A 26,628-nucleotide genomic window follows, 5' to 3' on the forward strand; every position below is an offset into this window, starting at 1 on the left:
CCGTTTGTTAATCGCTTTAAAATGATTGTACTGTAAATTTATACAGTATCAAGTTATTTTTTTAATACTTAATAATGCTTCGTTAATGGTAGCTAATCGCACCGCTTGCCGATCGCCAGGAAAGACCTGCTGCCAAGTAATACATTCCCCCTGCCAAGCTAAGCCAAACCAAACCAAACCTACGGGTTTTTCGGTACTCCCACCACCGGGCCCGGCGACCCCTGTTACTGCTACCGCCATCTCTGCCCCACTGGCTGTCAAAGCACCGCGAGCCATTGCTGCTGCAGTTTCGGCAGACACCGCACCGTATTTTGCTAAGGTGTAGGAAGTTACCCCTAACTGGCTTTGCTTCATCGCATTGCTGTAAGTGATAAAGCCGCCTTCATACCATGCTGAGCTACCAGCAACAGTGCTAATAGCATACCCAATTCCGCCGGCCGTGCACGACTCAGCGGTGACACAACGCCAACCACGCTGCTCTAACCAAGCGCCCAATTCTACTGCTAAATTAACTGTGCTTTGTGGTACCATTTAGTTATCCTTGAGGGCCGCAAAGCGGCTACACATATTCAGTTTAAACGCCAGCTAACCACGACTTTAGAACGGATTATAACAAGCATGTCGGATGCCCAAAATATAACAAAAGATCTCGCCGCACACACGCCTATGATGCAGCAATATCTGCGCATTAAGGCAGAACATACCGATTGCTTATTATTCTATCGGATGGGGGATTTTTACGAATTATTCTACACCGATGCCAAACGTGCAGCTGAACTGCTCGACATTTCTCTTACCCAGCGCGGTGCCAGCAATGGCCAACCTATCCCGATGGCAGGGGTACCTTATCATGCCGCTGAAGGTTATCTTGCGCGGCTTATCGAATTAGGCGAGTCCGTCGCAATTTGCGAGCAAATCGGAGACCCTGCGACCAGCAAAGGTCCGGTCGAGCGTCAAGTGGTCAGAGTACTAACTCCAGGTACCATTACTGATGAGGCTCTGCTCAAGGATCATGCTGAGCAGTTACTGGTCGCCATCCATCCCGCTGAAACTATCGGAATTGCTTGTTTAGATATGGCGAGCGGTCGTTTTAGCATTTTGGAGGTCGCCGACCGTGAGCAGCTTCAAGCTGAATTAGAACGACTGCAACCAGCTGAAGTACTGTATCCAGACACCCATGAGTTTAGCCAACGAGAGCTGGCCTGCAGTTGCATTCGCCGCCGCCCCGATTGGGAATTTGAAACCACCAGTGCTATCGAACAACTCTTGCGTCAATTTCAAGTGGCTCACTTAGATGGTTTTGGGGTAAGTCACCTACCCGCTGCTATCGGGGCTGCCGGTGCAATCTTAAGTTATGTGCGCAGCACCCAACGCGCAGCGCTTCCTCACATTACTGCGATTGTGGCTGAGCGCCAAGCCGATGCGATTATGTTAGATGCCGCCACTCGTCGAAATCTAGAACTGGTGCGCTCGTTTAGTGGACAGAAAACATCGCTCTATCATGTTTTAGATAATACCAGCACTGCGATGGGCAGCCGATTGCTGCAACGATGGCTGCAACGGCCGTTACGACAACATCAACTCTTGCAACAGCGCTATGACGCAGTGGCTAGCTTACAACATAGCGAATTAGCTGAACTGAAGCATGTCTTACGCCAGGTTGGTGACCTTGAACGGATCATTACTCGTATTGCCTTGCGTAGCGCACGCCCACGTGATCTCGCCCGATTGCGGCAAGCATTGCAAAGCTTGCCCAAATTAAAGCAATTGCTGGATTCACCTGCGTTAGCCCACTGGCAACAAGCCGTAGCTGAACTACCGGAATTAACGGCATTACTAGAACGCGCGATTGTAGCTACGCCACCTCTTCTGATACGAGATGGCGGCGTTATTGCGCCCCATTTTGATGACGAACTCGATGATTATCGTCAGTTAGCTGAAGGTGCTACCGATGTCTTGCAGCATATAGAAACGCGAGAGCGTCAGCGTACCGGCATTCATACGTTGAAGATTGGCTTTAACAAGGTTCATGGGTATTACCTCGAAGCTAGCCGCGCCGCCAGCAATCAGATCCCAGCAGAATACCAACGGCGGCAAACCCTTAAAAATGTCGAGCGGTACATCATTCCTGAACTAAAAACCTACGAAGACAAGGTGCTTAATAGTCAAAGTCGTGCTTTGGCACGTGAAAAATGGCTCTATGAACAGTTATTAGAGCAGCTAGCTGAGCACTTGGTGACGTTACAAAAAACAGCGCAAAGTATCGCTGAAGTAGACGTATTGCGTGGCTTTGCTGAACATGCATTGACGCATAACTACCAACGTCCGCAATTATCAGAACAAACTCAAATTAGATTGCAACAAGCACGGCATCCAGTGATTGAGCGCATGCAAACAGAGCCTTTTATTGCGAATGACGTTGAACTCAATCCTGAGCGGCGTCTACTGCTCATTACCGGGCCCAATATGGGTGGTAAATCCACCTACATGCGTCAAACAGCACTCTTAGCCATCATGGCTCATTGCGGTTGTTTTGTGCCTGCTAAAGAAGCTGTTTTTGGCCCTATCGATAGGATCTTCACCCGAATTGGAGCCTCTGACGATCTTGCTTCAGGCCGTTCGACCTTTATGGTCGAAATGACTGAAGCTGCTAATATTTTGCACAATGCTACAGCACAAAGTTTAGTGTTGATGGATGAAATAGGCCGCGGTACTTCTACTTATGATGGTTTAGCCTTAGCCTGGGCCTGCGCTGAAGCTCTCGCTGATAACAACCGCTCGTTAACCTTGTTTGCTACCCATTATTTTGAATTAACTCAAACCATTGGACAGCAATCAGGGTGCATTAATGTGCATGTTGAGGCGACGGAACATGACGAGCATATTGTGTTTCAGCACAAAGTAAGTGAAGGTGCGGCGAGTCGCAGTTTTGGCGTGCAAGTTGCCCAGTTAGCGGGCCTGCCCACTAGCGTATTAAAGCAAGCTCGGTTGCATTTGCAACAACTAGAAGCTCGTCAGCAACTGCAACAGAGTATGGTTAACGAATCTTTAAGTAACACCGAGCAAGCCGATTTATTTGCGCAGATGGAACGCGAGATCAAAGCAGCACAGGCAAGCTCGTCGGCACCTAGTGAATTCGAGCAAGCGCTACGTGACTTAGATGTGAATCAGCTAACTCCGCTTGCTGCTTTAACCTGGTTAGCGCAATGGCAACAACGGTTACTCACGATGAAATAACGAATCTAAACTTAAGCCCTGCTGGCGCAACATATCACGCAAACGGCGCAAGGCTTCTACCTGAATTTGTCTTACCCGCTCGCGGGTAAGGCCAATTTCACGGCCAACATCTTCAAGGGTTGCCGGCTCGTGACCCAATAAGCCAAAGCGTCGAGCCAGAACCTCACGTTGTTTTTCATTTAGGGTTTCTAACCAAGCTAAAATATGTTGTTTGGTATCATCATCCTGCAATGACCCTTCTGGGCCATGATCATCATCAGCCGTTAGCATTTCAACCAAAGACTTATCGTTATCGCTCCCCCCCATCGGGGTATCAACCGAAGCTATCCGCTCATTTAAGCGAAACATCCGGTTCACATCAGCCACATCAACATTCATTTTTTCGGCAATTTCTTCTGCCGTGGGTTCATGATCCAAACTTTGTGCTAACTCGCGCGAGGCGCGCAAGTAGCTGTTCAGCTCTTTCACGACATGAATGGGTAGGCGAATGGTACGAGTTTGGTTCATGATGGCGCGTTCGATTGTTTGTCGAATCCACCACGTGGCGTAGGTAGAAAAACGAAAGCCTCGCTCTGGATCAAACTTTTCGACCGCGCGGATCAAACCTAAATTACCTTCTTCAACGAGGTCGAGTAAAGCTAGTCCGCGATTCGTATAGCGTCGTGCAATTTTGACAACTAAGCGCAGATTACTCTCGATCATACGACAGCGAGCCTTGGCATCACCCTTGCGTGCTAGCCGCGAAAAATACACTTCTTCTTCGGCTGTTAACAACGGCGAATAGCCGATCTCACTCAGATACATCTGAGTTGCGTCCATTTTTTTCAGATAATGAGACCGGTTTGCAATAATCTCTTCAAATTCCGTATCGTCGTTATCTTCCTGCTCAGATTGTTGCATTGCAGCAAGCTCTTGCTCGTCAATGTCATCAATCTCATCCTGGCTTCGACTCATTATTACCCCCGCGGCAAATAGTGCCGAGGATTAACTGACTTACCCCGAAAGCGAATTTCAAAATGCAACATCACTTGCGCGGCATCAGTGTCCCCCATCTCGGCAATCACTTCACCTTGTTTGACCCATTGTTGTTCTTGTACTAATAAGGTCTGATTGTGAGCATAGGCACTAATATAATCATCGTTATGTTTCACTATGATTAATTGCCCATACCCTTTCAGTGCATTGCCTGCGTACACCACTTTACCCGCTGCAGCAGCATAAATAGGAGCACCTCTATCACCACCAATGTCTAGCCCTTTGTTACCAGCCTCAGCGGTCGAAAAGTCACGAATCACTTTTCCTGTCGCGGGCCAGCGCCATTGAACCTCCTTCGCAAAGGGCTCATTACTTGGGCTACTTATGACGGTGGCTGGAGGCTTGCTCGCAACCGGCGTTGCCGCAGTTTTAGGTGTTACAGGCTTGCTTTGTTTTTGTTCTAATTTGGTATCACGATACCCTGTCTGTGATGTCTTAGCAACGCTTTTGCTGCTTTTTTCAACGGCTTTTAAACGCAGCCTTTGGCCAGGGAAAATGAGATAAGGTTCACTGATGTTATTAAGTTGAGCAAGCTCACGCACATCTACGTTAGCTCTAAAAGCAATAGAATAAAGCGTGTCACCACGCTCTACTTGATAGCTAGCAGCGGCCAAACTAGCCGCTTCAAAATCATGCACAGTGCGGCCATGATAAAGCTTCTTGACGGGCGCTGGTGGTGGCGGCTCAGCGCAGCCAAACAGCACCACCAAGGCACTTAAACCAATGATCTGTTTAACGTGTCCATACATACGCAGCGATGGCAACTAACACCATTCCCCAACCGATTCGGTCTACATAAGTGCGCAGTTTTAGCGCCATTTTTGGCCCACCAGTACGTAACAAGGCAGCAACCAAATAAAATCGCAAACCGCGACTAATCAGCGATCCCAACACAAAAGGAATAAACATCACTTGTAGCATTCCCCCTGTTACCGTAAACAATTTATACGGCAAGGGCGAGAATCCAGCAATGAAAATAATCCAAAAGCCATATTCGGTAAACCAGGCGGTGACTCTCGCTAACTTATCTTGATAACCAGCCCATTCCACCAGCGGCATCACCAGCGGCTCAAACGCCCAATAACCTAACCAGTAGCCCGCAATCCCGCCTAAGACTGAGGCGATGGTGGTTAGCCCAGCAAAAAACCAAGCGCGCTTAGGTTGGGTCATCGCCATCGGTGCTAACATCACATCCGGCGGGATCGGAAACACCACCGATTCAGAAAAACTCAAAGCCGCCAAAATAGCTGGGGCTCGGCGATGCTGAGACCAACTTAATACCTTGTCGTACAGCCAGCCAAAAATCTTCATACTGGCTCTCCTGGTACTAAGGGAACAAATTTCACTTCGCCTAACTCCTTGTGCTCAAAAACATCGCCAAATCGACGCACCACAATTAGCCGTTGTTTATCCGTTCCAACCGGAATAATCATCACCCCACCATCGGATAATTGGGCCATTAACTGTTGCGGTAACTCACTCGCTGCCGCAGTAACAATAATGCCATCAAACGGCGCTTTACTGCGCCAGCCCAACCAGCCATCACCATGGCGCATACTCACGTTATGTAGTTCCAGTTGCTTGAGCCGTCGTTTCGCTTGGTATTGCAGTTCAGCGATGCGTTCTACTGAACAAACCTGTGCCACCAATTGGGCCAAGATTGCGGTTTGGTAGCCACTCCCTGTGCCTATTTCTAACACCTTTTTACAATCATGCTGCATCAGTAGCTGGGTCATCGACGCAACCATCAGTGGCTGCGAAATCGTTTGTCCCTTGCCAATCGGTAGCGCCGTGTTTTCGTATGCTTTGTGCGCCAACGATTGCGGCATAAACAGGTGACGAGGTGTTTTTTCAATCACCTCCAACACCGGTTTATTACGAATCCCTTCGCGTTCTAGCTGGGCCACCAAGCGGCGCGCCATCCCTTGAAAATTTTGAATCATGAGCTTGTTTTAGTTAACCAATCTGACAGTGTGGTTTGGTGGCTGCGCGCCGTCATATCTAAACTTAATGGGGTAATAGAGACGTAACCCTCACGCACGGCATGAAAATCAGTGCCTTCCGCATCGTCTTGATGACCACCAATAGGGCCATACCAAAAGATATCACGGCCAAATGGATCTTTACTTTGCACCATGGTTTCAGCGCGATGACGACGCCCCAACCGCGTTACTTTAATGCCTTTTAATTGCTCATAAGGTACAGCTGGCACATTAATATTTAAAATAGTATCCAACCTTAGGGGCTCATCCGCCATTTTATTAACGATATCTGCCACTACTCGTGCTGCGGTGTCATAATAATCATCACTACGCGAGCCCATCGACACAGCAATGGCTGGCAATCCCATAAAACGTCCTTCCATTGCAGCAGCTACGGTTCCCGAATAGAGTACGTCATCACCCATATTAGGGCCATCATTAATCCCCGATACCACGAGGTCGACATCGTCGGCTAGCGGTGAATTCGTACCCAAATGGACACAATCCGTTGGCGTGCCATTAAGCGAGTAGAAGCCATTAGCAAGCTGTTGCATACGCAGCGGATTATGCAACGTCAGAGAGTTACTAGCACCACTACAGTTGCGGTCTGGAGCTATCACGCGACATTGGGCAATGTCTTTTAAACGCTCATGCAAGGCGTGAATGCCAGGAGCATGGACGCCATCGTCATTACTGACTAATAATTTCATCATAACTAAGGTACCTACCAATTATTCCGTTGTAACTAATTCGCGTATTAGAGCAGTTGCAAAGCATCCTTTAGGTAAGGCAAAACTAATTTCTGCCACCGTATCACTTAACCAATTTAATTGTGCTTGCTGTGGGCGCAACAACAATGCTCGGCGGCCACCATCCAAACGTTGCTTCGCAAGGCCTTGAAGAAGTTCTGGATACTGAGCAAAAACTCGCTGTTCAAGCTCGGCTGCCTGCGCCTGACTAATCTGTTGACGCTCGCCACTACCCATTAGCGGTCCACTAAGTTCAATATCACCGGACGCCAACCGCTCCAACAGTGCCGCATCAATCTGCTCGGCAATAAAAAATGACTGACTACCGCTGAGGAGCATAGGTTCACCTTCTAACGGAGTCAGAAGGTTGTGTCGAATTCGCTCTGCCAGCACTTGATTAAACAAAAATGAGCGAGCTGCGGATAGATACAAACCTATTTGAGTTCTATTTAAGCGCCGGCGTAACCGCCCACTTAACCACTCAACTGCGTTACTGATGTTTTGCCCATCTTTGCCAAAGCGTTGCAGCCCATAGTAGTTAGGCACCCCTTGCGTACACACCTGTTGCCAACGTTGGTTAAAGGCATCAGCATCCGTGATAGCTTCTATACGAATCGTAAAACGATTACGTTTATGAGTACCGGTTTTAAGTTTGCGCGGCTGTAATACCGCCTGCAGCACACTAAATTCGGGATGTTCGAGCTCATGCCAGGGTAACAGTTGTTGGCCTGGCAATTGGATAGAAAACCATTGCTCGGTGATGGCTTGTCGATCTTTTAGACCTGAATAACTCACATCACGTTCTTTAACGCCGGCAAACTTAGCCAATTGGGCCGCCACATAAGGGGTATTTGCGCCACGTTTACGCACCCATAGCCACTGATGCTCACCTTGCTGTAACTGTGGATCTTGCTGCGGTAGTTCGAGCTCTTCAACCACCTGAAAATGCTCGGGTTCGGCTTTAATCACCCCACCGCTGTTAGGCACGCCGTGTAAATAAGGGCCTAGTAATGAATCATAGCTAGTCTCAGTCATTAATTTGGCCTTGTAGCAACACCACTGCATGGCAGCCAATGCCCTCTTTACGGCCAACAAAACCAAGCTTCTCGGTGGTGGTTGCCTTCACATTTACCGCGCCTACGGAGACTTCTAACAAAGCGGCAATGCGCTGACGCATTGCGTTGATATAATCAGCTAATTTAGGTGCTTGAGCAACCACGGTCACATCAAGGTTACCCACACCATAGCCCTGCTGTTTAACCAGTTGCAGAACTTGGCTTAAAAGCCCCGCACTATCAGCGCCCGCATAAGCGGCATCAGTATCAGGAAAATGCTGACCAATATCGCCCAAAGCAGCCGCACCTAATAATGCATCAGCAATCGCATGAAGTACCACATCACCGTCAGAATGTGCGAGAAGACCTTGTTCGTAGGGTACTTGAATACCACCCAATGTTAATGGTCCGCTGCCACCAAATTTATGCACATCATAACCGTGCCCAATGCGGATAGAACCTAATCCCATAGTTACCCCTGACGTTCTGTCGCAAAAAACTTTAAGTACATGTCGGCAAGCTGCTCATCACCCGGTTGCGTCACCTTAATATTGGTGCGCCTACCGGCCACTAACTGCGGCTTGCCACCCGATAATTCGATCGCTGAGGCCTCGTCAGTAAGCTCTGGGTGATCCACCCCTAAACTAACTAAGGCATTGAGTAAAGGTTGCAAAGCAAACACCTGTGGTGTCAGTGCATGCCACAAATGCTCGCGTTTTACTGAATGCCTCACCGCGTTATGTGCATCACTTCGCTTCATCGTATCGGCTACGGGCAATGCCAACAGCGCGCCTTGAGGGTGAATTAACGCCACATCGATAACTTTGGATAATTCATCAGCTTGCAAACATGGGCGAGCCGCATCGTGCACCACCACATAGGCCACACCATCGAGACGTGCTTGTTCTACCCCCGCTAATACCGAGGCTGCTCTACTAGCTCCCCCCACTACGGGTATGACTGGAATGGGTAACTGCAACTGAAGTGCACTGAAAAATGTATCCTCTGCACTTAAAGCAAGATAGATCTTCGAGATCCGTGAGTCTTGTGTGAGTGCATGTAAACTATGCTCTAGCACCGTTTTGCCAGCTAATTGCAGATACTGTTTAGGGATCTTGCTTGCCATCCGCTGGCCCCTACCGGCCGCAGGAACAATCGCAGCAATACTTGGAATGTGATCTATCATGGTTGTGTTTTTACTGGCACCAAACGGAAAAATGTTTCATCGCTTTTTATCAGTCCTAGTTCGTTGCGAGCGCGCTCTTCTAGCGCTACTTGGCCTTCGCGTAAGTCTTCAATATCAGCTGCGACCAATTGATTGCGTTGCCGCAACTTATCATTGGCAGCGGCCTGTCGTTGCACATCTGCTTGCATATTCCAATAATCTGGCAGGCTGTTTTTGCCAAACCATAAACGATATTGCAGCGCAATTAAAATCACTAGAAACGTGAGTTTTAGCAATCGCATCCTCGCCTCCACCTGCAACGTGAATAACCCGTTAGAACTAGTAGGTTGTCAGATAATTTCTGGTAGTATATCGACCTTTACGGCTAACCCCAATGAAAAAGCTATGGAATATCTGATAATCCTAATGATTATGTTTGTTGCAGCCTGTTTGCAAGGCATTTCTGGCTTTGGCTCCGGGCTGATTGCCGTGCCCTTATTGGTGCTTTGGCTGCCGCTTTCTACCCTCACGCCACTACTGTCGGTAGTTAACCTAGCCATGGCACTTTATTTAGGCTGGTTACTACGACATGCTATAGCGTGGCGCCAGTGGCCTTGGTTGCTTGGCTGCGGCGTGCTTGGAAGCCTTGCTGGACAATACCTATTAGCCGCAATCAACTTACAGTTGTTACAACAGATCATGGCTGGTGGAGTTATTCTGGTCGCCCTGTTGTTTTGGTTTAACCTACGCTGGCAAAGTAACGGAGCCGCGTGGCAGCAAATATTAGCTGGTACCATCGGTGGTTTTAGTAATGGCGCTTTAACCTTAGGCGGACCACCCGTGGTGCTATTTCTTACAAGTTACGGTCTCGCCCGGGTATCGTTTCGTGCCACCCTAACCTTGTTCTTTTTACTGCTTGCATTAACTAATGTGATTGGCTTTAGCTGGCAACAACGCTATCAATTAGAGCAATGGCCTATTTTATTCTGTTTGTTAGCTGGTGCTGTTAGTGGTTCTTGGCTAGGGCACCGTATCAGTAGCCGCTTATCCGAATCTTTGTTTCGCAAATTAAGTTTAGTGATTGTGATGATTGCGGGTGTGGTTGCCTTTTGGGGCGCATTCTAACTGCTGTTACCGCCACTGAATGCGGGTGGCAAGCAGTACCTCACGTAAGCTCAAGGGGCGGGGATCTAACTTGCCTTTATGGCCCCATTGATGGCCCCCCATAGCAGCCCCTAAATGATACTTATCGGGCAAAATTAATACCGCCTGCGTCGCCGTTGCTGCCGCTTCATGCGCTGGTAATGGATCCAGCCATTGCCCCTGTAAATCAAACCATCCCCAATGATTACAATGCACTCGCTGTTGGGCTAGATCAAGACGATCAAGCGAATCTAAGACAGCTTTTTGTAGATGTTGGGTTTGCACATGAATCACCACAGCATCGCCTAATTTGGCGTGCTTGTGTAACCAGTTACTAAGTTTAGTCGTTTGCTTGGCCGCGGTCTGTAACTTCGTTTTTTGTGGCGTCTGCCAGGAGGCGTTTTGGAGATCTAACACAAACGGCGCGCCGCACTGTAACATGCCACGCGCCGCTTGTTGAATGTAGTAAGGCAAACTTCGTAAACGCTTTTGTAACCCCTGAACCGTTAGCCCCAACTGCTGTGCAAGTTGTTGCAATTCACGTTCGTACAAGGCGTTACAAAGTTCAGCGAAAGCTGCCGCAGGCCATTGATCAGGCGTGGCTTGGGGGCTATTAACATAACCACCGTGCAACGCCTGGAAAATGTCAGCTTGTTGATTCTCGTTCATATTGCTCATCGGCAGAGTTCACAAGCTTGCGACAGTTAAACGCTGACCACAACCCATGTGCTAGCTTGCGTTTACTTCGGCACGACCACGATACGCAGCCTGACCATCTAACTCAGCCTCGATACGCAACAACTGGTTGTACTTAGCCACTCGGTCTGAACGACAGAGCGAACCTGTTTTGATTTGTCCTGCCGCAGTACCCACCGCCAAATCAGCAATTGTAGCATCTTCAGTTTCACCTGAGCGATGTGAAATAACTGCGGTGAAACCCGCTTCATGTGCCATTCGAATGGCCGCTAGGGTTTCAGTTAAACTACCAATTTGATTAAACTTAATCAAAATCGAGTTTGCGATCTGTTCATCAATACCACGCTTAAGAATACGAGTATTAGTTACAAACAAATCATCACCTACCAACTGCACTTTACTACCCAAACGTTCGGTCAAGACTTTCCAGCCAGCCCAATCGCTTTCATCCAAGCCATCTTCGATTGAAATAATCGGATAGCGTTGACACAGGCCATCAAGATACTCAGCAAAACCAGCAGCATCGAATGATTTACCCTCGCCACTTAGATGATACTGACCATCGCGATAGAATTCTGATGCAGCACAATCAAGGGCTAAGGTGATATCACGCCCCATCTCGTAGCCAGCATTGGCAACAGCTTCAACAATCACCGCTAAAGCTTCCTCGTTAGACGCTAAGTTTGGCGCGAAACCACCCTCATCGCCCACGGCTGTGCTTAAGCCACGTTGCTGCAAGACTTTTTTCAACGCATGAAAGATTTCCGCTCCCATACGTAACCCTTCAGCAAAATTCTTCGCACCTACGGGTTGAATCATAAATTCTTGAATATCTACATTGTTATCAGCATGTTCGCCGCCATTAAGAATATTCATCATCGGCAATGGCATGCTGTACTTGCCGGCAGTACCATTGAGTTCAGCAATATGAGCGTACAAGGGTATTCCTTTAGCACTAGCAGCGGCCTTTGCAACAGCTAGCGATACGGCCAAAATAGCGTTCGCACCCAATTTTTCTTTATTCTCAGTACCATCCAAATCTAACATGATTTGGTCAACTTGAGCTTGCTCCGTTGCATCAATGCCTTGTAACGCTGGCGCTATAAGCTCCACCACGTTTCGCACGGCAGTTTGCACACCTTTGCCTAAATATCTATGAGCGTCACCATCACGTAACTCTAGTGCTTCACGAGAACCAGTTGATGCACCACTAGGGGCAGCGGCACGCCCCCAATGACCATTGTCTAGATAAACATCTGCTTCAATAGTTGGGTTGCCGCGTGAGTCCATGATTTCACGAGCTACAATACTACTAATTGCTGCCATGATCTTTAATACTCCTTTGCCATAACACGCGACGCTTAAGCGCGACGCTCTTTTTGATACTGTCCTGCGGCTTCAATAAAACCGCGGAATAATGGATGCCCATCACGTGGAGTGGAGTTGAATTCCGGATGGAATTGCGCTGCCACAAACCAGCGATGAGTAGGAATTTCAATAATTTCTACTAAGCGATTATCATGCGACCAACCTGATATTTTCAAGCCTGCCGCTTCTAATTGCTCGATATAATGACCGTTGACTTCATAGCGATGGCGATGCCGCTCTTGAATCACATCGGCTCCGTATAATGTCCGCGCCTTAGTGCCCTGCACTAAATTACATGGTTGCGCACCCAAACGCATGGTACCGCCTAAATCAGAACTGTTATTGCGTAATTCTTTCTGACCTTTGGCATCCATCCACTCGGTGATCAATCCTACCACCGGATGTTTTGCCTCGGCTTCAAATTCAGTGCTATTGGCGCCTGTTAAACCCGCAACGTTACGTGCGTATTCAATCAGCGCAATCTGCATCCCCAAACAAATGCCTAGATAAGGAATATTGTGCTCACGAGCGTATTGGGCCGCCATGATCTTACCTAGTATTCCGCGTTCACCAAAACCGCCCGGAACAATGATGGCATCTACATCAGCAAGTTTAGCAACACCTTTAGTTTCAATATCTTGCGCATCAATGTAGCGTAAGTTCACAGTTAAACGATTCTTTAAGCCGGCATGGGCTAAGGCTTCATTCACCGATTTATAAGCGTCAGGCAACTCAATGTACTTTCCAACAAAACCAATGGTCACTTCACCGCTAGGATTCGATTCTTGATAGAGCACCTGTTCCCACTCAGCTAAATCTGCTTCTGGGCAGTCTAATCGGAACCTGTGGGTCACGATTTCATCAAGGCCTTGCGACTTCAGAATAGCCGGAATTTTATAAATGCTATCGACATCTTTCAAGCCAATAACAGCGCGTTCTTCAACATTGGTAAATAGCGCAATTTTAGCCCGTTCTGTAGCAGGTAACGCACGGTCTGAACGACACACCAAAATGTCCGGCTGAATACCAATCGAGCGAAGTTCTTTTACCGAGTGTTGGGTTGGTTTAGTTTTTACTTCGCCAGCAGCACCTAAAAACGGTACCAAGGTGAGGTGCATAAATAACGTACGATCGCGCCCCACTTCAGTGGCCAATTGGCGAATAGCTTCAAGAAAAGGTTGTGATTCAATATCACCTACGGTGCCACCGATTTCAATGATAGCGATATCATAGTCGCTGCTTCCATCAACAATACGACGTTTGATTTCGTTGGTAATATGAGGAATAACCTGAATGGTAGCGCCAAGAAACTCACCACGACGTTCGCGTCGAATGATATCTTCGTATACGCGCCCAGCAGTAAAGTTGTTTTTCTTGGTCATTCGGGTACGAATAAATCGTTCGTAATGTCCCAAATCCAGATCGGTTTCGGCACCGTCTTCGGTCACAAACACTTCGCCGTGCTGAATGGGACTCATGGTACCAGGATCCACATTAATGTAAGGATCCAGTTTAAGAATCGTAACCTTTAGGCCACGTGCTTCGAGAATTGCCGCCAATGAAGCTGCAGCAATACCTTTGCCCAGCGAAGATACAACACCGCCGGTGACGAAAATATAATTAGTTGTCATGCGAAACCTAAGTCGTCAGGTTGATAGGGAAATGCTTCAAGACGGGAAAACAGTATACCCGAGTAGCCCATAGCCGACAAATTATTTCTTACTTTCAACGTGATTTAACTGTTGTTTAGCTTGTTGCCAATAGGTTTCTAACTCGTCTAAACTCAACTCTTCAGGACGTCTTTGCTGTTGGGCTAATTGCGTTTCTATCCATTGAAAACGCTGTTTAAACTTGTGATTGGTCAGGCGTAATGCGTGCTCAGGATTAACCTGAGCGTGGCGGGCCAAATTCACCACCGCAAACAACAAATCGCCAATCTCAGCAGCTATTTTTGCGTTATCGTTAGCTCTAATTTCGTCTTCAACTTCCGCTAATTCTTCCCTTATTTTAGCAATCACGGGAGCCATCTCAGACCAATCAAAACCCACAGTCGCAGCCCGTTTTTGCAGTTTTTGAGCCATTAAAATACTTGGTAAATTATTTGCAATACCATCAAACACACTATCGCTTTGGCCTTGCTCAGCACGCTCCTCACTTTTTATCTGCTCCCACTGTGCTTTTATCTCGGCATCACTGAGGGCTTGATGCTCACCAAACACGTGTGGATGTCGCCGCATGAGCTTCTCTGCTGTAGCTTTAGCAATGGCGTCTAAATCAAATAGTTCCTGTTCCTTGCCAAGCTGTGCATAAAACACCACCTGGAACAATAAATCACCTAGTTCATCTTTTATCGCTGCTGGTTCACCCGCGGTAATTGCGGCGGCAACTTCGTATGCTTCTTCCAAAGTATAAGGAATGAGGCTGGCCATGGATTGCTGCAAATCCCATGGGCACCCACCAACCGGATCGCGCAACCGTTGCATAACGGTTACCAAGGCTTGCACACCTGTAAATGAATTCATGTTACTCCTTGCCTATCAAGCTGGCACTCGCACCACTTCATGCACACCTTTGAGTTGGCTTAGACGACTGACTAAGCGCTGCAAACCTGCTTGGTCCGCTACCATCACGCCAACCCGAATACTGGCTAAAGCACTAGCTTCATCTCGTTTCGAATCAAGTTGCGCCACGCTCGCACGTTCATTGGCTAAGACGCTGGTAATGTCATGCAATAATCCTTGACGATCATTTGCGATAAGGCGCAAATCAACTCGATAGTTAGCTTGCTTTTGTTCACTCCAGCTTACCGCCAATGCACGCTCAGGATGTTGGTCTAAAAGATGCTGCAACTGCTCACAATCCTTGCGGTGTACTGAAACGCCCCGCCCCTGAGTTACAAAGCCTAAAATACTATCACCTGGCACCGGTTGACAGCATTTGGCAAATTGCACGAGGAGATTACCAATCCCTTCAACAGTGACATCGCTCTGTTTACCAGTGCGCTGCTTGGCAGGTTTGGCTGTGAGTCGCTCGATGCGCTCGGCCGCTGTATCTGTGGCTGGTTTAAGTTGGTTTACCACATGCTGCAAGCGCACATCACCCGCACCGATGCCGGCAATTAAGTCATCTAAGTGCGTCATATTAAAGCGCTCAAGAACCTGCTCGGCAGCACTCAGGGGAATGCCATGTTTTGCTAGCTCTGGCTCGAGTAGCTCTTTACCTGCTTTAATATTTTTATCACGATCAAGCTTTTTGAAATAAGTGGCTACTTTAGCCCGGGCACGCGAGGTTTGTAGATAACCACTGGTAGGATTGAGCCAATCGCGGCGCGGTTGCGCATTCTTTTGCGTAAGAATTTCTACCCGCTCGCCATTTTTTAACGCATAAGTAAAAGGTACAATATGGCCATCCACTTTGGCTCCAACACAGCGATGCCCAACTTGTGAATGGATGTAATAGGCAAAATCTAACGGCGTTGCGCCGTTAGGTAAATCTATCACTTCTCCTTTTGGAGTAAATACATACACCCTATCTTCAAATACTTGAGAGCGAATTTCTGCCACTAATTCATCGTTGCCCGCCATATCATCATGCCAAGCTAACAATTTGCGCAGCCACGCGATCTTTTCTTCTAGGCCTTGCCCTTTACTAACTGCCGCCCCCTCTTTGTACATCCAGTGGGCTGCAACCCCAAGTTCAGCATCATCATGCATGGTTTGGGTACGAATTTGTATTTCTACATGTTTATCAGCAGGCCCAAGCACCACGGTGTGAATCGATTGATACCCGTTAGCCTTAGGAGTGGCAATATAATCATCAAACTCAGAGCCAATATGACGCCATAAACTATGAACTACGCCCAACGCGGCGTAGCAGTCTTTTAGCGACGCGGTAATGATCCTAACGGCACGGATGTCATACAACTCGGTAAAGTTAAGATGCTTTTTCTGCATTTTTCGCCAAATCGAGTAGATATGCTTAGGGCGCCCGTAAACGGTAGCTTCTACGCCTTCATCATGCAGTGCCTGCTGTAGTTGATGCACAAAATCATGAATATATGTTTCACGATCAATACGTCGTTCTAAGAGCTGTTTGGCAATAGCTTTGTAGGTGTTTGGATGCAAGTACCTGAATGCGAGATCTTCTAGTTCCCACTTGAGTTGACCAATGCCTAATCGATTAGCTAGTGGCGCGTAAATTTCATGGCATTCCTTGGCGGCAAGAACTCGTGTTTCTTCGTCTAATCCTTTGACTTCTCTTAAAAAACAAATACGTTCAGCTAGTTTAATTAACACTGCCCGTACGTCTGCCACCATCGCCAGCAACATGCGGCGTACATTATCTATTTGCGCATCGTTAGGTTTACCATGCTGAAAATGTTGCAAGGCGCTAATGCTCTGCATCTGCTGTACTGCTTGCATCAGCTGCAATAAGGACTCACCACCCCACGCCGTCACTTGCTCCGGTGTCAGTAGCTTCAGTTCGTAGGCAGGGCTGAGTAAGGCCGCTACTAGGGTCTCTTGGTCCAATCCTAAACCAGCTAGGATCTCCACCATTTCTTGACCTTTCAGTTCAATGTGCGCAGCTTTAGGTTGCTTCACTAACAGCTGTTGTAACTGTTGACTAAGCTCAGTTAACGCTTGCTTGCGCTGCTTAGAGTCAACGTGAGCTAACCAATCCCCGCCCGTTTGACTCGGTTTGTCAACATGGGTACTGCGCACAAAAACCACGGCTTTACTCCCTTTCGAATAGTGTCATAACCTCAATGTGATGGGTCTGCGGAAACATGTCAACCAGTTGTGCTTGTTTTAACTGATAACCGCCTTGCACCAGCGTCGCGGCATCCCTCGCTAAGGTATCCGGAGCACAAGAAATATACAGAATTTGCGCTGGTTGCATCCGCACTAACTCTTGTACTGCTTGCGCGGCACCAGCTCTAGCTGGGTCCAGCAGCACCTTGTTGAATGGCCCTTGCAATAGCTTTGCTGCTGCACTTTGCGCCCAGGGCTGGGCTAAGTTGCTGCACGCCGCAGTCACAGCTACGCCATGCAGGTGGGCGTTGTGCTGTAATTGCCGGACCATACTAGGTACACCCTCTATTGCCGTTACCTGAGCCCCACTGCGAGCAAACGGAATAGTAAAATGGCCACTACCAGCAAATAACTCCAAAATAGTATCACCAGATTCTGGTTCAAGCCATTGCAGAGCTTGGGCTACCATAGCCTCAGCTAAATCACGGTGAGTTTGTAAAAAGTCACCTGGGTTAAACTGCAGTTTAGCCTGCCAAGTTGCGTATTGAGGAAGCGGCCCAGTATCTAACAAATGTACCTGCTGTTCATCCTGCCATGCGATGCGCACTTGATGGTGTTCTGAAAATGCCACTAAATGCGCTCTATCGGCGGCTGCCAACGAACGAGTTAAACGCAACACCACTAGCGGCTCAGCTGTGGTTTCAAGGAGTTCTACATGCCCCAAAAACGGCACCAGTTTGAGCTCAGCTAAGCACGCACGCAACGGAGCCAACAAGTTATTTAACGCTAGCGCTAACGTAGCACACTCAGAAATCGGCACGATGGTTTTACTTTTTCTGGCCCGAAACCCCAACGTGAGCTGCCGTTTACTTTTATCATAATGAGCTGCTAAGCGAGCCCGTCGACGGTAGTTCCACGGGCTGCCGCTAAGTGTCGGTTGCCACAGTGACGCCTGTGCAGTGACATCAATGCCAGCAAACTTATGCAATAACTCAGTGACTACTTGCTGCTTATGCTGCTGTTGTGCTGCTACATTCAAATGCTGCAAGTCACAACCACCGCATTGCCGATAGAATTCACAGGCCGGTTGCTGCCGCTCAGGGCTAGATTGCTGTACCGCTAAAAGTTCCGCCTCGTACTTGCTACTCTCAACGTAGTCGATAACTTCGCCAGGTAAGGCCCCAGCCACAAATTTAACCCCTTGCGCACTACGCACGACACCGCGACCAAAATGATCCAGCCCAACCACATCTGCTGCTGCAATAGTTGCAGGTTTTGGCTTAGCTTTGCGTTTTCGCTGCTGCGGCCCTTGACCTGGCCGATAAAACTGCGCCATCCCTTAGTTCAGCTCTGCGATAGCTTGCATGCGAGCTTGCTGCAACAGCTGCTTCATGTCACGCACGGCTTGATCCAATCCTACCAGCACCGCTCGAGCTATGATGGCATGCCCAATATTCAACTCTACTAACGGTAAAATTGCCGCTATTGCAGCGCTATTATGATAATGCAAACCATGACCTGCGTTTACTTGTAAACCAAGACCATGTGCATAATCAGCTGCGTCTCTTAGTTGCTGAAGCGTTTGTTGTTGCCCTGCTTCAGTCGTTTGTTCAGCGTAATGCCCGGTATGCAGCTCTATCACTTGAGCACCACTAGCTTTGGCCGCATCAATTTGCTTTTTATCGGCATCAATAAACAAAGAAGCGATAGTGCCATGACTTGCTAAACTTGCTACTGCATCAGTTACTCGTGCAAGCTGGCCAGCTACATCTAAACCACCCTCAGTAGTAAGCTCAGCACGTTTTTCGGGCACTAAACAGCTATAAGCCGGCTTAACTTTTGCAGCAATGGCTAGCATTTCATCAGTTATCGCCATTTCTAGGTTCATTCTGGTTTGCAGAGTATGGGCGAGCAATTCAACATCGCGATCATGGATATGACGACGATCTTCACGCAAGTGAATAGTTATACCATCGGCTCCAGCCTGTTCTGCTAACGCAGCTGCTGTTACCGGATCCGGATAACTGACGCCACGAGCATTTCGTAGTGTAGCGACATGATCAATATTGACCCCTAACAAAATGGGAAATTGCTGCAAGCTCATGATGTGTATCCTTTGGGTGTTTCTGTGCTCAGCGGCGCCACCACTGGCTGGTTAGCCGTGCTTGACGCTACTTGCAACTGTATGAATAATTCGCGACTACGAAGCGGTGCGGGCCCTAAATAGGGTGCGAGCGCTTCTCGCATTAAACGTTTGAATACGTTAAGTAGCCTACTATCGTTTAATTCGAAAGCAGCTAATTTAAGTAAATCGCTACCGGCATAGGAGTGAGGTGTTGCGCTAACAGCACTGAAACCAGCTTCTGGCACAAATAAGTAATGGCTGTTCGCTACTACAGGCTGTTGCTGAGTATCATAAAACCAATCAAAACCGTGCCCTAAATGACACAGTAGTTGCCATTCAAAACGACGCAAGACAGGTTCTATTTGGGCCATCTGCGTTAATAGCTGCAGTGCTTGCTGATAGTCATCAAACACCCCATCTAACGGCTGATAGATTGATGTCAGACGTTGTAATAGCTCGTTAAGGTAAAAACCGCTGTAGAGGTTAACCCCCTGCAGCGCAAAGGCTGGTGCACTGGCTTCAGCATCAACAAGCGTTTGTAATTCGTGTTTACCGCGAGTTTCAACCAGCAACGGTGTAAAGGGCTGAAGGATACTTCGCCAGCGGCTTTTGGGCCGCTTAGCTCCCTTCGCAATAACCCGAAATCGCCCGTGCTGCAGCGTAAATAATTCAACCAGTAGGCTGCTATCCTGATAAGGCCAGCGATGCAGCACATATGCCGGTTGCATGGCTTAATCCTCACCATACCCTAAGCTGCGGAGTGCTCGTTCATCATCAGCCCAGCCGGATTTTACTTTAACCCAGAGCTGCAAATGGACTTTGCCACCAATCAATGGCTCGAGATCTTTTCGCGCTTCAGTACCAATGGTTTTTAACTTACTGCCACCAGCGCCAATAATCATCCGCTTTTGTCCCTCTCGTTCGACCAAAATCAACGCATGAATATGGGTGGTACCATTCTCTGCAGTGCGAAATTGTTCAATCTCAACGGTCGTACTGTATGGCAATTCATCGCCGGTAAAACGCATGAGTTTTTCACGCACTATTTCAGCGGTCATAAAACGCAATGATCGATCGGTAACATAATCTTCAGGAAAGTGATGCACACCTGGTTTGGCATATTGATGAACTAAACTACGTAAAGCCTCAACTTGATCGCCAGTAGCGGCAGACAGAGGCACAATCTCGGCAAATGTATGTCGCGCTGCTAATTGTTGCAGCTGTGGCAATAAACTACTTTTATCCTTTATCTGATCGATCTTGTTCACAACCAAAATAACAGGACGTTGAGATTTCTTAAGTTTGTTAAGTACCATCTCATCATCGGTGGTCCAGCGATTTGCTTCCACCACAAATAAAACCACTTCAACACCACTCATAGAGCTTGCAGCAGCGCGATTCATGAGTCGATTAATCGCCTTTTTCTCGTCTTGATGCAATCCTGGCGTGTCAACATAGACTATTTGTCTATCACCTTCAGTTTCGATACCCAAAATTCGATGTCGAGTGGTTTGTGGCTTGTTCGAAGTGATACTAATTTTTTGTCCAAGAATACGATTCAGTAAGGTAGATTTGCCCACATTGGGACGCCCTACAATCGCGACAAAAGCTGACTCTGATTGATATTCAGTCACATCCATTACACAGGTTCCTGCTGGTGTTGTAGCAACTCTAACGTTGCTGCCGCGGCCTTCTGTTCAGCTTTGCGTCTACTGGTACCAGTACCAAGCACCACTTCTGCCAAACCGTCTACTTGGCAACTCACGGTAAACTGTTGATTGTGCGCCTGGCCTTGGGTCGCCACAACTTCGTAAAGCGGCAATGCACATTGCCGACCCTGTAAAAATTCTTGTAATCGCGTTTTGGGATCTTTATGGCTGACGCCAGGTTTTATCGCAGCTAAGTGAGGAGCAAACCAACGCAGCACAACTTGACGACAGGTCACTAAATCGCTTTCTAGGTACATGGCACCGAGCAAAGCCTCCACTGCATCAGCAAGAATAGATTCACGCCGATGGCCGCCGCTCTTCATTTCTCCTGGCCCCAGCACCAGATATTTACCAAGCTCAAATTGCTGGGCAAGCTTAGCTAATGAGCGACCACAAACTAAAGTGGCGCGCATTCGGCTTAAATCGCCTTCATCTATTTTCGGAAAGCGTTCAAACAGGGCCTCAGAAATAATAATTCCTAACACCGAGTCGCCTAAAAACTCCAGGCGTTCGTTGTGTTGCGCCGCCGCACTACGGTGAGTTAAGGCTTGCGCTAACTGATCACGATTATTAAAACGATAACCAAACGCTTGTTCTAACTTATGAATAGGTGGTTTTGGTAAACTCACTTATTACTCCACGGTTCCGAGTCTGTGCCAGCGAACGCCAGTAGGAACCCATTGCGGTAGCCAGCTATTCCGGCTACGGTCCATCTCAAAACTCATCCAAATAAAAGTAGCACGACCTACCAGATAATGCTCTGGTACAAAGCCCCAGTATCTACTATCTTCAGAATTATCACGGTTATCACCCATAAAGAAATAGTGTCCTTCGGGTACTATCCATTCATCAGGAGCCGTGCCTTCTTGCTGATAAAAATACGGAGTACGTGGTGCAATAGTTGGATCAATAAGAATTTCGTGGGTCACATTACCCAACTGCTCTTGGTAGCGCACCAAAGGTGTAGACCGGCTAAAATAAACTTCATCCTGAGCCGTCACATCCCGTTCAATCACCTGCATTTGTGGACATTCACTGGATTGCTCAACACATGCAGGCTCTAAATATAACGTTTTATTACGATATATTATCCGATCGCCAGGCGTACCAATGATTCGTTTAATGTAATCCAGTTGCGGGTTACCTGGGTATTTAAAGACCGCAATATCACCCCGTTGTGGGGTACCAGTTTTCATCAATTCGGTACGAAAAATAGGATCTCGTAAGCTGTAACTAAACTTTTGTACCAAGATAAAGTCACCGGCCAACATGGTTGGCATCATCGACGCTGAAGGTATTCTGAACGGCTCAAAAATAAATGAACGTAGAATAAGTATCACGAACAACACCGGAAACACCGACTGCGCAAACTCGGCTAAGCGCCCTTGAGGGGCAATCCGAGCTCGCGCCTCTTCATCCAACTGTTGTTGCAAACGTTGCTCTTCAGCTTGAATACGTTGCAAGCGCACTGGCTTTTTGTAACGTGCGTCATACCACCAGAGCGCACCTGCCACCAAGGTGACAATTGTCAACAACACCGAATAAAAATTGGCCATTCGTGCTTTTTCCTTATCGTGACGCCAATGTCGTCTTATTTACCAACCTTGAGTACAGCTAAGAAAGCTTCTTGCGGAACTTCAACATTACCTAGTTGCTTCATCCGTTTTTTACCTTCTTTTTGCTTCTGCAGTAATTTTTTCTTACGACTAACATCCCCGCCATAACACTTAGCGATAACGTTTTTACGTAATTGTTTTACCGTCGAGCGCGCGATAACATGCGTCCCAATAACTGCCTGAATCGCAATATCAAACATCTGGCGCGGAATCAGTTCCCGCATCTTATCGACTAACTCACGGCCACGACCTTGCGCATTATCGCGATGAGTAATCATCGCTAAAGCGTCAACCTTGTCACCGTTAATTAACACATCCACTCGCACCATATCGGCTTCTTGAAAGCGCTTAAACTGATAATCGAGTGAGGCGTACCCACGGCTTGTTGATTTTAAGCGGTCAAAAAAGTCCATCACAACTTCAGCCATAGGTAACTCGTAGGTTACTGCAACTTGTTTGCCATGGTAGGCCATTTTCGTTTGCACGCCGCGTTTGTCGACACACAAAGTAATCACGTTGCCTAAATAGTCCTGAGGCACCAAGATATTTGCTTCTACAATGGGTTCATAAATGATGTCAATATCGTTAAGCGCTGGCAAATTCGCTGGGTTATCCACGTTAACTTCTTTGCCGTCTTTTTTTAGAACCTTGTAAACCACCGTCGGTGCAGTCGTAATAAGATCTATGTCATACTCTCGCTCTAACCGCTCCTGGATAATTTCCATGTGCAGCATGCCCAAGAAACCTATCCTAAAACCAAAGCCAAGCGCAGCCGAGTTCTCCGGTTCATAAAACAACGAAGCATCGTTGAGAGATAGTTTTGCTAGAGCATCTCGAAAGTTTTCGTAGTCATCTGATGAAATGGGAAACATGCCCGCGTACACCTGTGGCTTAACTTTCTTAAAGCCTGGGAGTGCTGCATCGGCTGGTTGCTTAGCAAGGGTTAAGGTATCGCCCACCGGCGCCCCAAGAATTTCCTTAATACCGGCAATCACAAAGCCTACTTCACCACAGCGTAGAATACCTGTTTCTGTAGGTTTCGGTGAGAAAAAGCCAACTTTATCGATCTGGTAGGATTGTCCGGTAGACATCACTTTCATCTTATCACCGGCCCGCAGCGTCCCGTTCTTCACCCGAACGAGAGACACTACTCCTTGATAATTATCAAACCATGAATCAATGATGAGCGCTTGTAACGGAGCATCTGGATCTCCTTGTGGTGGCGGTATTTGACGAACAATTCGCTCAAGGACTTCTTCAATACCAATCCCAGTTTTTGCGGAGCATTGCACCGCATCAATCGCTTCGATACCCACAATATCTTCAATTTCTTCAGCTACCCGCAGTGGATCCGCTTGCGGTAAATCGATCTTGTTCAAAATCGGCACAACTTCAAGATCCATTTCAATTGCGGTATAGCAGTTTGCTAATGTTTGCGCTTCTACACCCTGCGCTGCGTCAACCACTAGCAAAGCACCCTCACAACCAGCCAAGCTACGCGACACCTCATAGGTGAAATCTACGTGTCCTGGTGTATCAATGAAGTTTAACTGATAGGTTTCACCATCTTGTGCCGTGTAATGTAACGTTACACTCTGTGCTTTAATAGTAATGCCACGCTCTCGTTCTAGGTCCATCGAGTCTAATACTTGAGCGGCCATTTCACGATCAGTTAGGCCTCCACAGTGCTGGATGAGACGATCAGACAACGTTGATTTACCGTGGTCAATGTGCGCAATAATTGAAAAATTGCGAATATTTGCTTGCTTAAACGCCTTATCTGGCATTAATGCCCCCGCAAAAACAAAATAGGAATACGAATTAACCGCTGATCATACTGATAATACGGCGAGTAACAAAGGATTTTCGGAGAAATCAGCTGATTTGTTCTACTTTTAGCTGCTTGTTAATCTGAATATCGCGTTGTGATAGCCATTTTTTAAGACCGATAAAACTCAATCCAAACCCAGCAAATGCCGTCAAAATGATCCAGCCTTCAGACCAACTGGTAAACTTAGTTAGCAGCATTGCTAGTAGAGTTAACACAACGATAGGTAGGCCGTACATAAGTAATGAAAAGTGCGTCAAGGTTTGCTCTGGCAAGAGCAGTTCTAACTGTTCGCCAACACGAAAATCGCCCATCGGTTTAGCCACCCGAAACTGTGCTCGGCGGTCCGCAAAGGCTTTAGATATCACTCCAGCACCGCAGGTGTTTTGTTGTGCACAACCACTGCAGCCGGTTTTGAGTTGGGTAGCTACTAACAGGCTCGACTCATCCACTGCAATAACTTCAGCTAGTTCACGAATCATGTTTTGTACCTACATTAATCAGGCTGACCCAAAGCCATATTCTCGCCAATTCGCTGCAGAGTTGCAACCGGCAACTTGCCCACTACCGTTATCGCATAACCATTCGTTTGCGTATTAAAGAGCGAGTCGACTCCCTCTAACGCCAATCCCGGTAAACGCTGACTATCGCCATCGGTAACATAAATCGATACCTCAGTTAAGCCATCACTAAACAGAAAGTAATCGGTAGCTAATCCGGTGTTGGAAAGACGACGATGATGTTGAGCTTGATGGCTAAAGCCACTCGGTAACCATTGTGGATAGAGGCCAAATTGTAAGGGCTCTTGTTGTTGGTGGTGATATAGTCTTGGGGGCCGCTGAACGCCCTCTAATGCTTGCAATGCAATCGGCGATGCGGCGGGAAGATCGATAGAAGTCAGTTGCAATTCTTCTAAGACTTCGCGTTGTGGCGTAAGCATTTGCAAACGCAGTAGCATACCGGTTTCACTGTCTACCCATAAATCGTAGTGATAACGATAGTTGTCTCTACTCACCAGACGAAGATATTGAGCCATACGGCCGACAATTCGGTGTCCTTCAACGGCAACAACTTGATAGTGATCATTGATGTGAGAAAAAGATTGATAAAAAGCTCGAGGCAACAGTCCCGGTGTGATATCTGTTTGCACAAAATAAGAGCGATCTGATGGCTGAAAATAATAAGAGGTTTGATTACCTAACCTTAAAATTCTGACGTCTGCCCCATTGAGGTGTTGCAGTAACTCAACTTCAAGACCGTCTTCTAAAACACCATGAGACCATTGTAAAGGCTGCATGCGTTGTCCCTGACTACGCACTAACGTAGCCTGAAAATTTAACTCGCGTAATGCAGACGCCATGCGATTAAACCAGTGCTGCCCTATATTCTCAGCTTGAGTTACTGCATCTTCGTTTAAGTTTAAGTTAGGTTGTTCCATTGCCGCGGCGGGCATAAACAAAAGTGTTGCTCCGCTAAGCAGAGCAACAGCAAAGGCATGTTTAATCATTCTGTGGCGCTTGTGGCTCAGGTTGTTGGGTCTCTGTAATCGCAGCTTTTTTCGTCTGTTCTTGTAACGAAATATTCAACTGTCGTTGATGATCTAGCATATAAGCCTCTAACAGCATGCGCTGCTCAGCAACTTCTGCCGCACTCGGCTGTTGATTGGGTACCACAGTATTAAAACTTACTGGGTTACGACCGCCAAAGGGGTTAGTTACTAAAGCCGGTGTCGTCGGCTCAAGTATCTCTGCTTCAAGTTGACCATTGATACCGGTTTGCTGTACCGATAATACCGCAACAATCGCAACACTTGCCGCAATCGCAACACTTGCTGCTGGCTTTAACCAGCGCATAGCTGCTTTGGCAGATGCACCACCTTGAGTTAGGTTCGGCTCTATTAATTTTTTCTCAACATTCACTGTAGTTTCTGCAGCGACTGCACTTGCCACCTTGGCACTAATATCTACTTGCCAACAGTCGCTTTGTTGGTGTCGAATGACTTGCCCAATAAAGGCATAACGTTGCCATGCTCGATGAGCTTCTGGATCACCTAACACCTCATCGAAATTAGCGCTGAACGGACTGACTTCATCATCAAGATCACTCGTGTGACCATCTAACAATGCTGAAGTAGTTTGTAAACGACGCTCTGACATAGTTATTCCTCAG

At 47.5% G+C, this 26,628-nt stretch carries 27 protein-coding genes; 2 read left to right on the forward strand and 25 right to left on the reverse strand.

Features of this window, described 5'->3' with window-relative positions; all coding sequences use genetic code 11:
- Nucleotides 1-48 precede the first annotated feature (48 nt).
- On the reverse strand, nucleotides 49-531 hold the full coding sequence (locus tag AB8S08_RS06910; protein WP_110075166.1) for a CinA family protein: 483 nt from the start codon (nucleotides 529-531) through the stop codon (nucleotides 49-51).
- A gap of 87 nt (nucleotides 532-618) precedes the next feature.
- On the opposite strand from AB8S08_RS06910, the gene mutS reads away from it, so the two are divergent.
- Nucleotides 619-3,237 (forward strand): DNA mismatch repair protein MutS, encoded by a 2,619-nt coding sequence (gene mutS / locus AB8S08_RS06915; protein ID WP_369742297.1) that lies wholly within the window; start codon nucleotides 619-621, stop codon nucleotides 3,235-3,237.
- Here mutS and rpoS read toward each other — a convergent pair.
- Genes rpoS through ftsB form a run of 9 tightly spaced genes read right to left on the reverse strand, consistent with a single transcriptional unit; the run spans nucleotide 3,220 to nucleotide 9,525 of the window.
- Nucleotides 3,220-4,191 (reverse strand): RNA polymerase sigma factor RpoS, encoded by a 972-nt coding sequence (rpoS, locus tag AB8S08_RS06920; RefSeq protein ID WP_110075168.1) that lies wholly within the window; start codon nucleotides 4,189-4,191, stop codon nucleotides 3,220-3,222. The genes mutS and rpoS overlap by 18 nt on opposite strands.
- 2 nt (nucleotides 4,192-4,193) lie before the next feature.
- The gene (locus tag AB8S08_RS06925; RefSeq protein ID WP_258306516.1) at nucleotides 4,194-5,036 is read right to left on the reverse strand and encodes a peptidoglycan DD-metalloendopeptidase family protein; all 843 of its coding nucleotides are present in this window, start codon (nucleotides 5,034-5,036) and stop codon (nucleotides 4,194-4,196) included.
- Nucleotides 5,005-5,583 carry a YqaA family protein gene (locus AB8S08_RS06930; RefSeq protein WP_110075170.1) on the reverse strand — a complete coding sequence of 193 codons (579 nt, stop codon included), beginning with the start codon at nucleotides 5,581-5,583 and terminating at the stop codon, nucleotides 5,005-5,007. Before AB8S08_RS06930 ends, AB8S08_RS06925 begins: the two co-directional genes overlap by 32 nt.
- Nucleotides 5,580-6,215: a protein-L-isoaspartate(D-aspartate) O-methyltransferase gene (locus AB8S08_RS06935; RefSeq protein ID WP_369742298.1), complete on the reverse strand. Its 636-nt coding sequence runs from the start codon at nucleotides 6,213-6,215 to the stop codon at nucleotides 5,580-5,582. The genes AB8S08_RS06930 and AB8S08_RS06935 overlap by 4 nt, the downstream gene beginning before the upstream one ends.
- A complete protein-coding gene (gene surE, locus AB8S08_RS06940; RefSeq protein WP_369742299.1) occupies nucleotides 6,212-6,967 on the reverse strand; it encodes a 5'/3'-nucleotidase SurE in 756 nt (251 codons plus the stop codon). Before surE ends, AB8S08_RS06935 begins: the two co-directional genes overlap by 4 nt.
- 18 nt (nucleotides 6,968-6,985) lie before the next feature.
- A complete protein-coding gene (gene truD / locus AB8S08_RS06945) occupies nucleotides 6,986-8,038 on the reverse strand; it encodes a tRNA pseudouridine(13) synthase TruD (RefSeq protein ID WP_162014475.1) in 1,053 nt (350 codons plus the stop codon).
- Complete coding sequence (gene ispF / locus AB8S08_RS06950) at nucleotides 8,031-8,528, reverse strand: 2-C-methyl-D-erythritol 2,4-cyclodiphosphate synthase (RefSeq protein WP_369742300.1); 498 nt, start codon at nucleotides 8,526-8,528, stop codon at nucleotides 8,031-8,033. The genes truD and ispF overlap by 8 nt, the downstream gene beginning before the upstream one ends.
- 2 nt (nucleotides 8,529-8,530) lie before the next feature.
- Complete coding sequence (gene ispD, locus AB8S08_RS06955) at nucleotides 8,531-9,244, reverse strand: 2-C-methyl-D-erythritol 4-phosphate cytidylyltransferase (protein WP_369742301.1); 714 nt, start codon at nucleotides 9,242-9,244, stop codon at nucleotides 8,531-8,533.
- Nucleotides 9,241-9,525 carry a cell division protein FtsB gene (gene ftsB, locus AB8S08_RS06960; RefSeq protein WP_110075176.1) on the reverse strand — a complete coding sequence of 95 codons (285 nt, stop codon included), beginning with the start codon at nucleotides 9,523-9,525 and terminating at the stop codon, nucleotides 9,241-9,243. The genes ispD and ftsB overlap by 4 nt, the downstream gene beginning before the upstream one ends.
- 103 nt (nucleotides 9,526-9,628) lie before the next feature.
- On the opposite strand from ftsB, the gene AB8S08_RS06965 reads away from it, so the two are divergent.
- Entirely contained in the window at nucleotides 9,629-10,348 is a 720-nt protein-coding gene (locus AB8S08_RS06965) for a sulfite exporter TauE/SafE family protein (RefSeq protein WP_110075177.1), read from the forward strand.
- A 6-nt stretch (nucleotides 10,349-10,354) separates the two neighbouring features.
- Here the strand turns inward: AB8S08_RS06965 and AB8S08_RS06970 are convergent, their stop codons facing one another.
- From AB8S08_RS06970 to AB8S08_RS07040, 15 genes are all read right to left on the reverse strand, one after another.
- Nucleotides 10,355-11,035: a hypothetical protein gene (locus AB8S08_RS06970; RefSeq protein WP_369742303.1), complete on the reverse strand. Its 681-nt coding sequence runs from the start codon at nucleotides 11,033-11,035 to the stop codon at nucleotides 10,355-10,357.
- 60 nt (nucleotides 11,036-11,095) lie between these two features.
- Nucleotides 11,096-12,388 carry a phosphopyruvate hydratase gene (gene eno, locus AB8S08_RS06975; protein ID WP_369742304.1) on the reverse strand — a complete coding sequence of 431 codons (1,293 nt, stop codon included), beginning with the start codon at nucleotides 12,386-12,388 and terminating at the stop codon, nucleotides 11,096-11,098.
- A 35-nt stretch (nucleotides 12,389-12,423) separates the two neighbouring features.
- A complete protein-coding gene (locus AB8S08_RS06980; RefSeq protein ID WP_369742305.1) occupies nucleotides 12,424-14,061 on the reverse strand; it encodes a CTP synthase in 1,638 nt (545 codons plus the stop codon).
- A gap of 81 nt (nucleotides 14,062-14,142) precedes the next feature.
- Nucleotides 14,143-14,952: a nucleoside triphosphate pyrophosphohydrolase gene (gene mazG, locus AB8S08_RS06985; protein WP_369742306.1), complete on the reverse strand. Its 810-nt coding sequence runs from the start codon at nucleotides 14,950-14,952 to the stop codon at nucleotides 14,143-14,145.
- Between the two features lie 15 nt (nucleotides 14,953-14,967).
- Nucleotides 14,968-17,160, reverse strand: coding sequence for a GTP diphosphokinase (gene relA / locus AB8S08_RS06990; protein WP_369742307.1), 2,193 nt, complete (start codon nucleotides 17,158-17,160; stop codon nucleotides 14,968-14,970).
- 4 nt (nucleotides 17,161-17,164) lie between these two features.
- A complete protein-coding gene (locus AB8S08_RS06995; protein ID WP_369742308.1) occupies nucleotides 17,165-18,517 on the reverse strand; it encodes a 23S rRNA (uracil(1939)-C(5))-methyltransferase RlmD in 1,353 nt (450 codons plus the stop codon).
- A 3-nt stretch (nucleotides 18,518-18,520) separates the two neighbouring features.
- A complete protein-coding gene (gene pdxJ, locus AB8S08_RS07000) occupies nucleotides 18,521-19,285 on the reverse strand; it encodes a pyridoxine 5'-phosphate synthase (protein WP_110075184.1) in 765 nt (254 codons plus the stop codon).
- Nucleotides 19,282-20,034, reverse strand: coding sequence for a DNA repair protein RecO (recO, locus tag AB8S08_RS07005; RefSeq protein ID WP_153825710.1), 753 nt, complete (start codon nucleotides 20,032-20,034; stop codon nucleotides 19,282-19,284). The genes pdxJ and recO overlap by 4 nt, the downstream gene beginning before the upstream one ends.
- Before the next feature lie 3 nt (nucleotides 20,035-20,037).
- Nucleotides 20,038-20,946: a GTPase Era gene (era, locus tag AB8S08_RS07010; RefSeq protein ID WP_369742309.1), complete on the reverse strand. Its 909-nt coding sequence runs from the start codon at nucleotides 20,944-20,946 to the stop codon at nucleotides 20,038-20,040.
- Nucleotides 20,946-21,644 (reverse strand): ribonuclease III, encoded by a 699-nt coding sequence (gene rnc, locus AB8S08_RS07015; RefSeq protein ID WP_110075187.1) that lies wholly within the window; start codon nucleotides 21,642-21,644, stop codon nucleotides 20,946-20,948. The genes era and rnc overlap by 1 nt, the downstream gene beginning before the upstream one ends.
- Nucleotides 21,645-21,647: 3 nt before the next feature.
- Nucleotides 21,648-22,571 carry a signal peptidase I gene (lepB, locus tag AB8S08_RS07020; RefSeq protein WP_110075188.1) on the reverse strand — a complete coding sequence of 308 codons (924 nt, stop codon included), beginning with the start codon at nucleotides 22,569-22,571 and terminating at the stop codon, nucleotides 21,648-21,650.
- A 35-nt stretch (nucleotides 22,572-22,606) separates the two neighbouring features.
- A complete protein-coding gene (lepA, locus tag AB8S08_RS07025; RefSeq protein ID WP_369742310.1) occupies nucleotides 22,607-24,418 on the reverse strand; it encodes a translation elongation factor 4 in 1,812 nt (603 codons plus the stop codon).
- 88 nt (nucleotides 24,419-24,506) lie between these two features.
- Nucleotides 24,507-24,941 carry a SoxR reducing system RseC family protein gene (locus AB8S08_RS07030; RefSeq protein ID WP_369742312.1) on the reverse strand — a complete coding sequence of 145 codons (435 nt, stop codon included), beginning with the start codon at nucleotides 24,939-24,941 and terminating at the stop codon, nucleotides 24,507-24,509.
- A 14-nt stretch (nucleotides 24,942-24,955) separates the two neighbouring features.
- A complete protein-coding gene (locus AB8S08_RS07035) occupies nucleotides 24,956-25,966 on the reverse strand; it encodes a MucB/RseB C-terminal domain-containing protein (protein ID WP_313932242.1) in 1,011 nt (336 codons plus the stop codon).
- A complete protein-coding gene (locus tag AB8S08_RS07040) occupies nucleotides 25,959-26,615 on the reverse strand; it encodes an RseA family anti-sigma factor (RefSeq protein WP_110075191.1) in 657 nt (218 codons plus the stop codon). Before AB8S08_RS07040 ends, AB8S08_RS07035 begins: the two co-directional genes overlap by 8 nt.
- Between the last annotated feature and the right edge of the window lie 13 nt (nucleotides 26,616-26,628).

Source organism: Pseudidiomarina sp. PP-1MA, assembly GCF_041200125.1.
In the GTDB taxonomy this organism is placed as follows: Bacteria; Pseudomonadota; Gammaproteobacteria; order Enterobacterales; family Alteromonadaceae; genus Pseudidiomarina; species Pseudidiomarina fusca.

Coding starts and splice junctions, on each gene's coding strand:
- AB8S08_RS06980 (WP_369742305.1), bottom strand. CDS start 14,061: ATGACAACTAATTATATTTTCGTCACCGGCGGTGTTGTATCTTCGCTG.
- AB8S08_RS06935 (WP_369742298.1), bottom strand. CDS start 6,215: ATGATTCAAAATTTTCAAGGGATGGCGCGCCGCTTGGTGGCCCAGCTA.
- surE (WP_369742299.1), bottom strand. CDS start 6,967: ATGATGAAATTATTAGTCAGTAATGACGATGGCGTCCATGCTCCTGGC.
- AB8S08_RS06995 (WP_369742308.1), bottom strand. CDS start 18,517: ATGGCGCAGTTTTATCGGCCAGGTCAAGGGCCGCAGCAGCGAAAACGC.
- era (WP_369742309.1), bottom strand. CDS start 20,946: ATGGATGTGACTGAATATCAATCAGAGTCAGCTTTTGTCGCGATTGTA.
- rpoS (WP_110075168.1), bottom strand. CDS start 4,191: ATGAGTCGAAGCCAGGATGAGATTGATGACATTGACGAGCAAGAGCTT.
- AB8S08_RS07035 (WP_313932242.1), bottom strand. CDS start 25,966: ATGATTAAACATGCCTTTGCTGTTGCTCTGCTTAGCGGAGCAACACTT.
- AB8S08_RS07040 (WP_110075191.1), bottom strand. CDS start 26,615: ATGTCAGAGCGTCGTTTACAAACTACTTCAGCATTGTTAGATGGTCAC.
- eno (WP_369742304.1), bottom strand. CDS start 12,388: ATGGCAGCAATTAGTAGTATTGTAGCTCGTGAAATCATGGACTCACGC.
- AB8S08_RS06965 (WP_110075177.1), top strand. CDS start 9,629: ATGGAATATCTGATAATCCTAATGATTATGTTTGTTGCAGCCTGTTTG.
- ispD (WP_369742301.1), bottom strand. CDS start 9,244: ATGATAGATCACATTCCAAGTATTGCTGCGATTGTTCCTGCGGCCGGT.
- recO (WP_153825710.1), bottom strand. CDS start 20,034: ATGCAACCGGCATATGTGCTGCATCGCTGGCCTTATCAGGATAGCAGC.
- ispF (WP_369742300.1), bottom strand. CDS start 8,528: ATGGGATTAGGTTCTATCCGCATTGGGCACGGTTATGATGTGCATAAA.
- ftsB (WP_110075176.1), bottom strand. CDS start 9,525: ATGCGATTGCTAAAACTCACGTTTCTAGTGATTTTAATTGCGCTGCAA.
- mazG (WP_369742306.1), bottom strand. CDS start 14,952: ATGAATTCATTTACAGGTGTGCAAGCCTTGGTAACCGTTATGCAACGG.
- AB8S08_RS06930 (WP_110075170.1), bottom strand. CDS start 5,583: ATGAAGATTTTTGGCTGGCTGTACGACAAGGTATTAAGTTGGTCTCAG.
- mutS (WP_369742297.1), top strand. CDS start 619: ATGTCGGATGCCCAAAATATAACAAAAGATCTCGCCGCACACACGCCT.
- truD (WP_162014475.1), bottom strand. CDS start 8,038: ATGACTGAGACTAGCTATGATTCATTACTAGGCCCTTATTTACACGGC.
- AB8S08_RS06910 (WP_110075166.1), bottom strand. CDS start 531: ATGGTACCACAAAGCACAGTTAATTTAGCAGTAGAATTGGGCGCTTGG.
- pdxJ (WP_110075184.1), bottom strand. CDS start 19,285: ATGAGCTTGCAGCAATTTCCCATTTTGTTAGGGGTCAATATTGATCAT.
- lepA (WP_369742310.1), bottom strand. CDS start 24,418: ATGCCAGATAAGGCGTTTAAGCAAGCAAATATTCGCAATTTTTCAATT.
- AB8S08_RS06970 (WP_369742303.1), bottom strand. CDS start 11,035: ATGAACGAGAATCAACAAGCTGACATTTTCCAGGCGTTGCACGGTGGT.
- AB8S08_RS07030 (WP_369742312.1), bottom strand. CDS start 24,941: ATGATTCGTGAACTAGCTGAAGTTATTGCAGTGGATGAGTCGAGCCTG.
- lepB (WP_110075188.1), bottom strand. CDS start 22,571: ATGGCCAATTTTTATTCGGTGTTGTTGACAATTGTCACCTTGGTGGCA.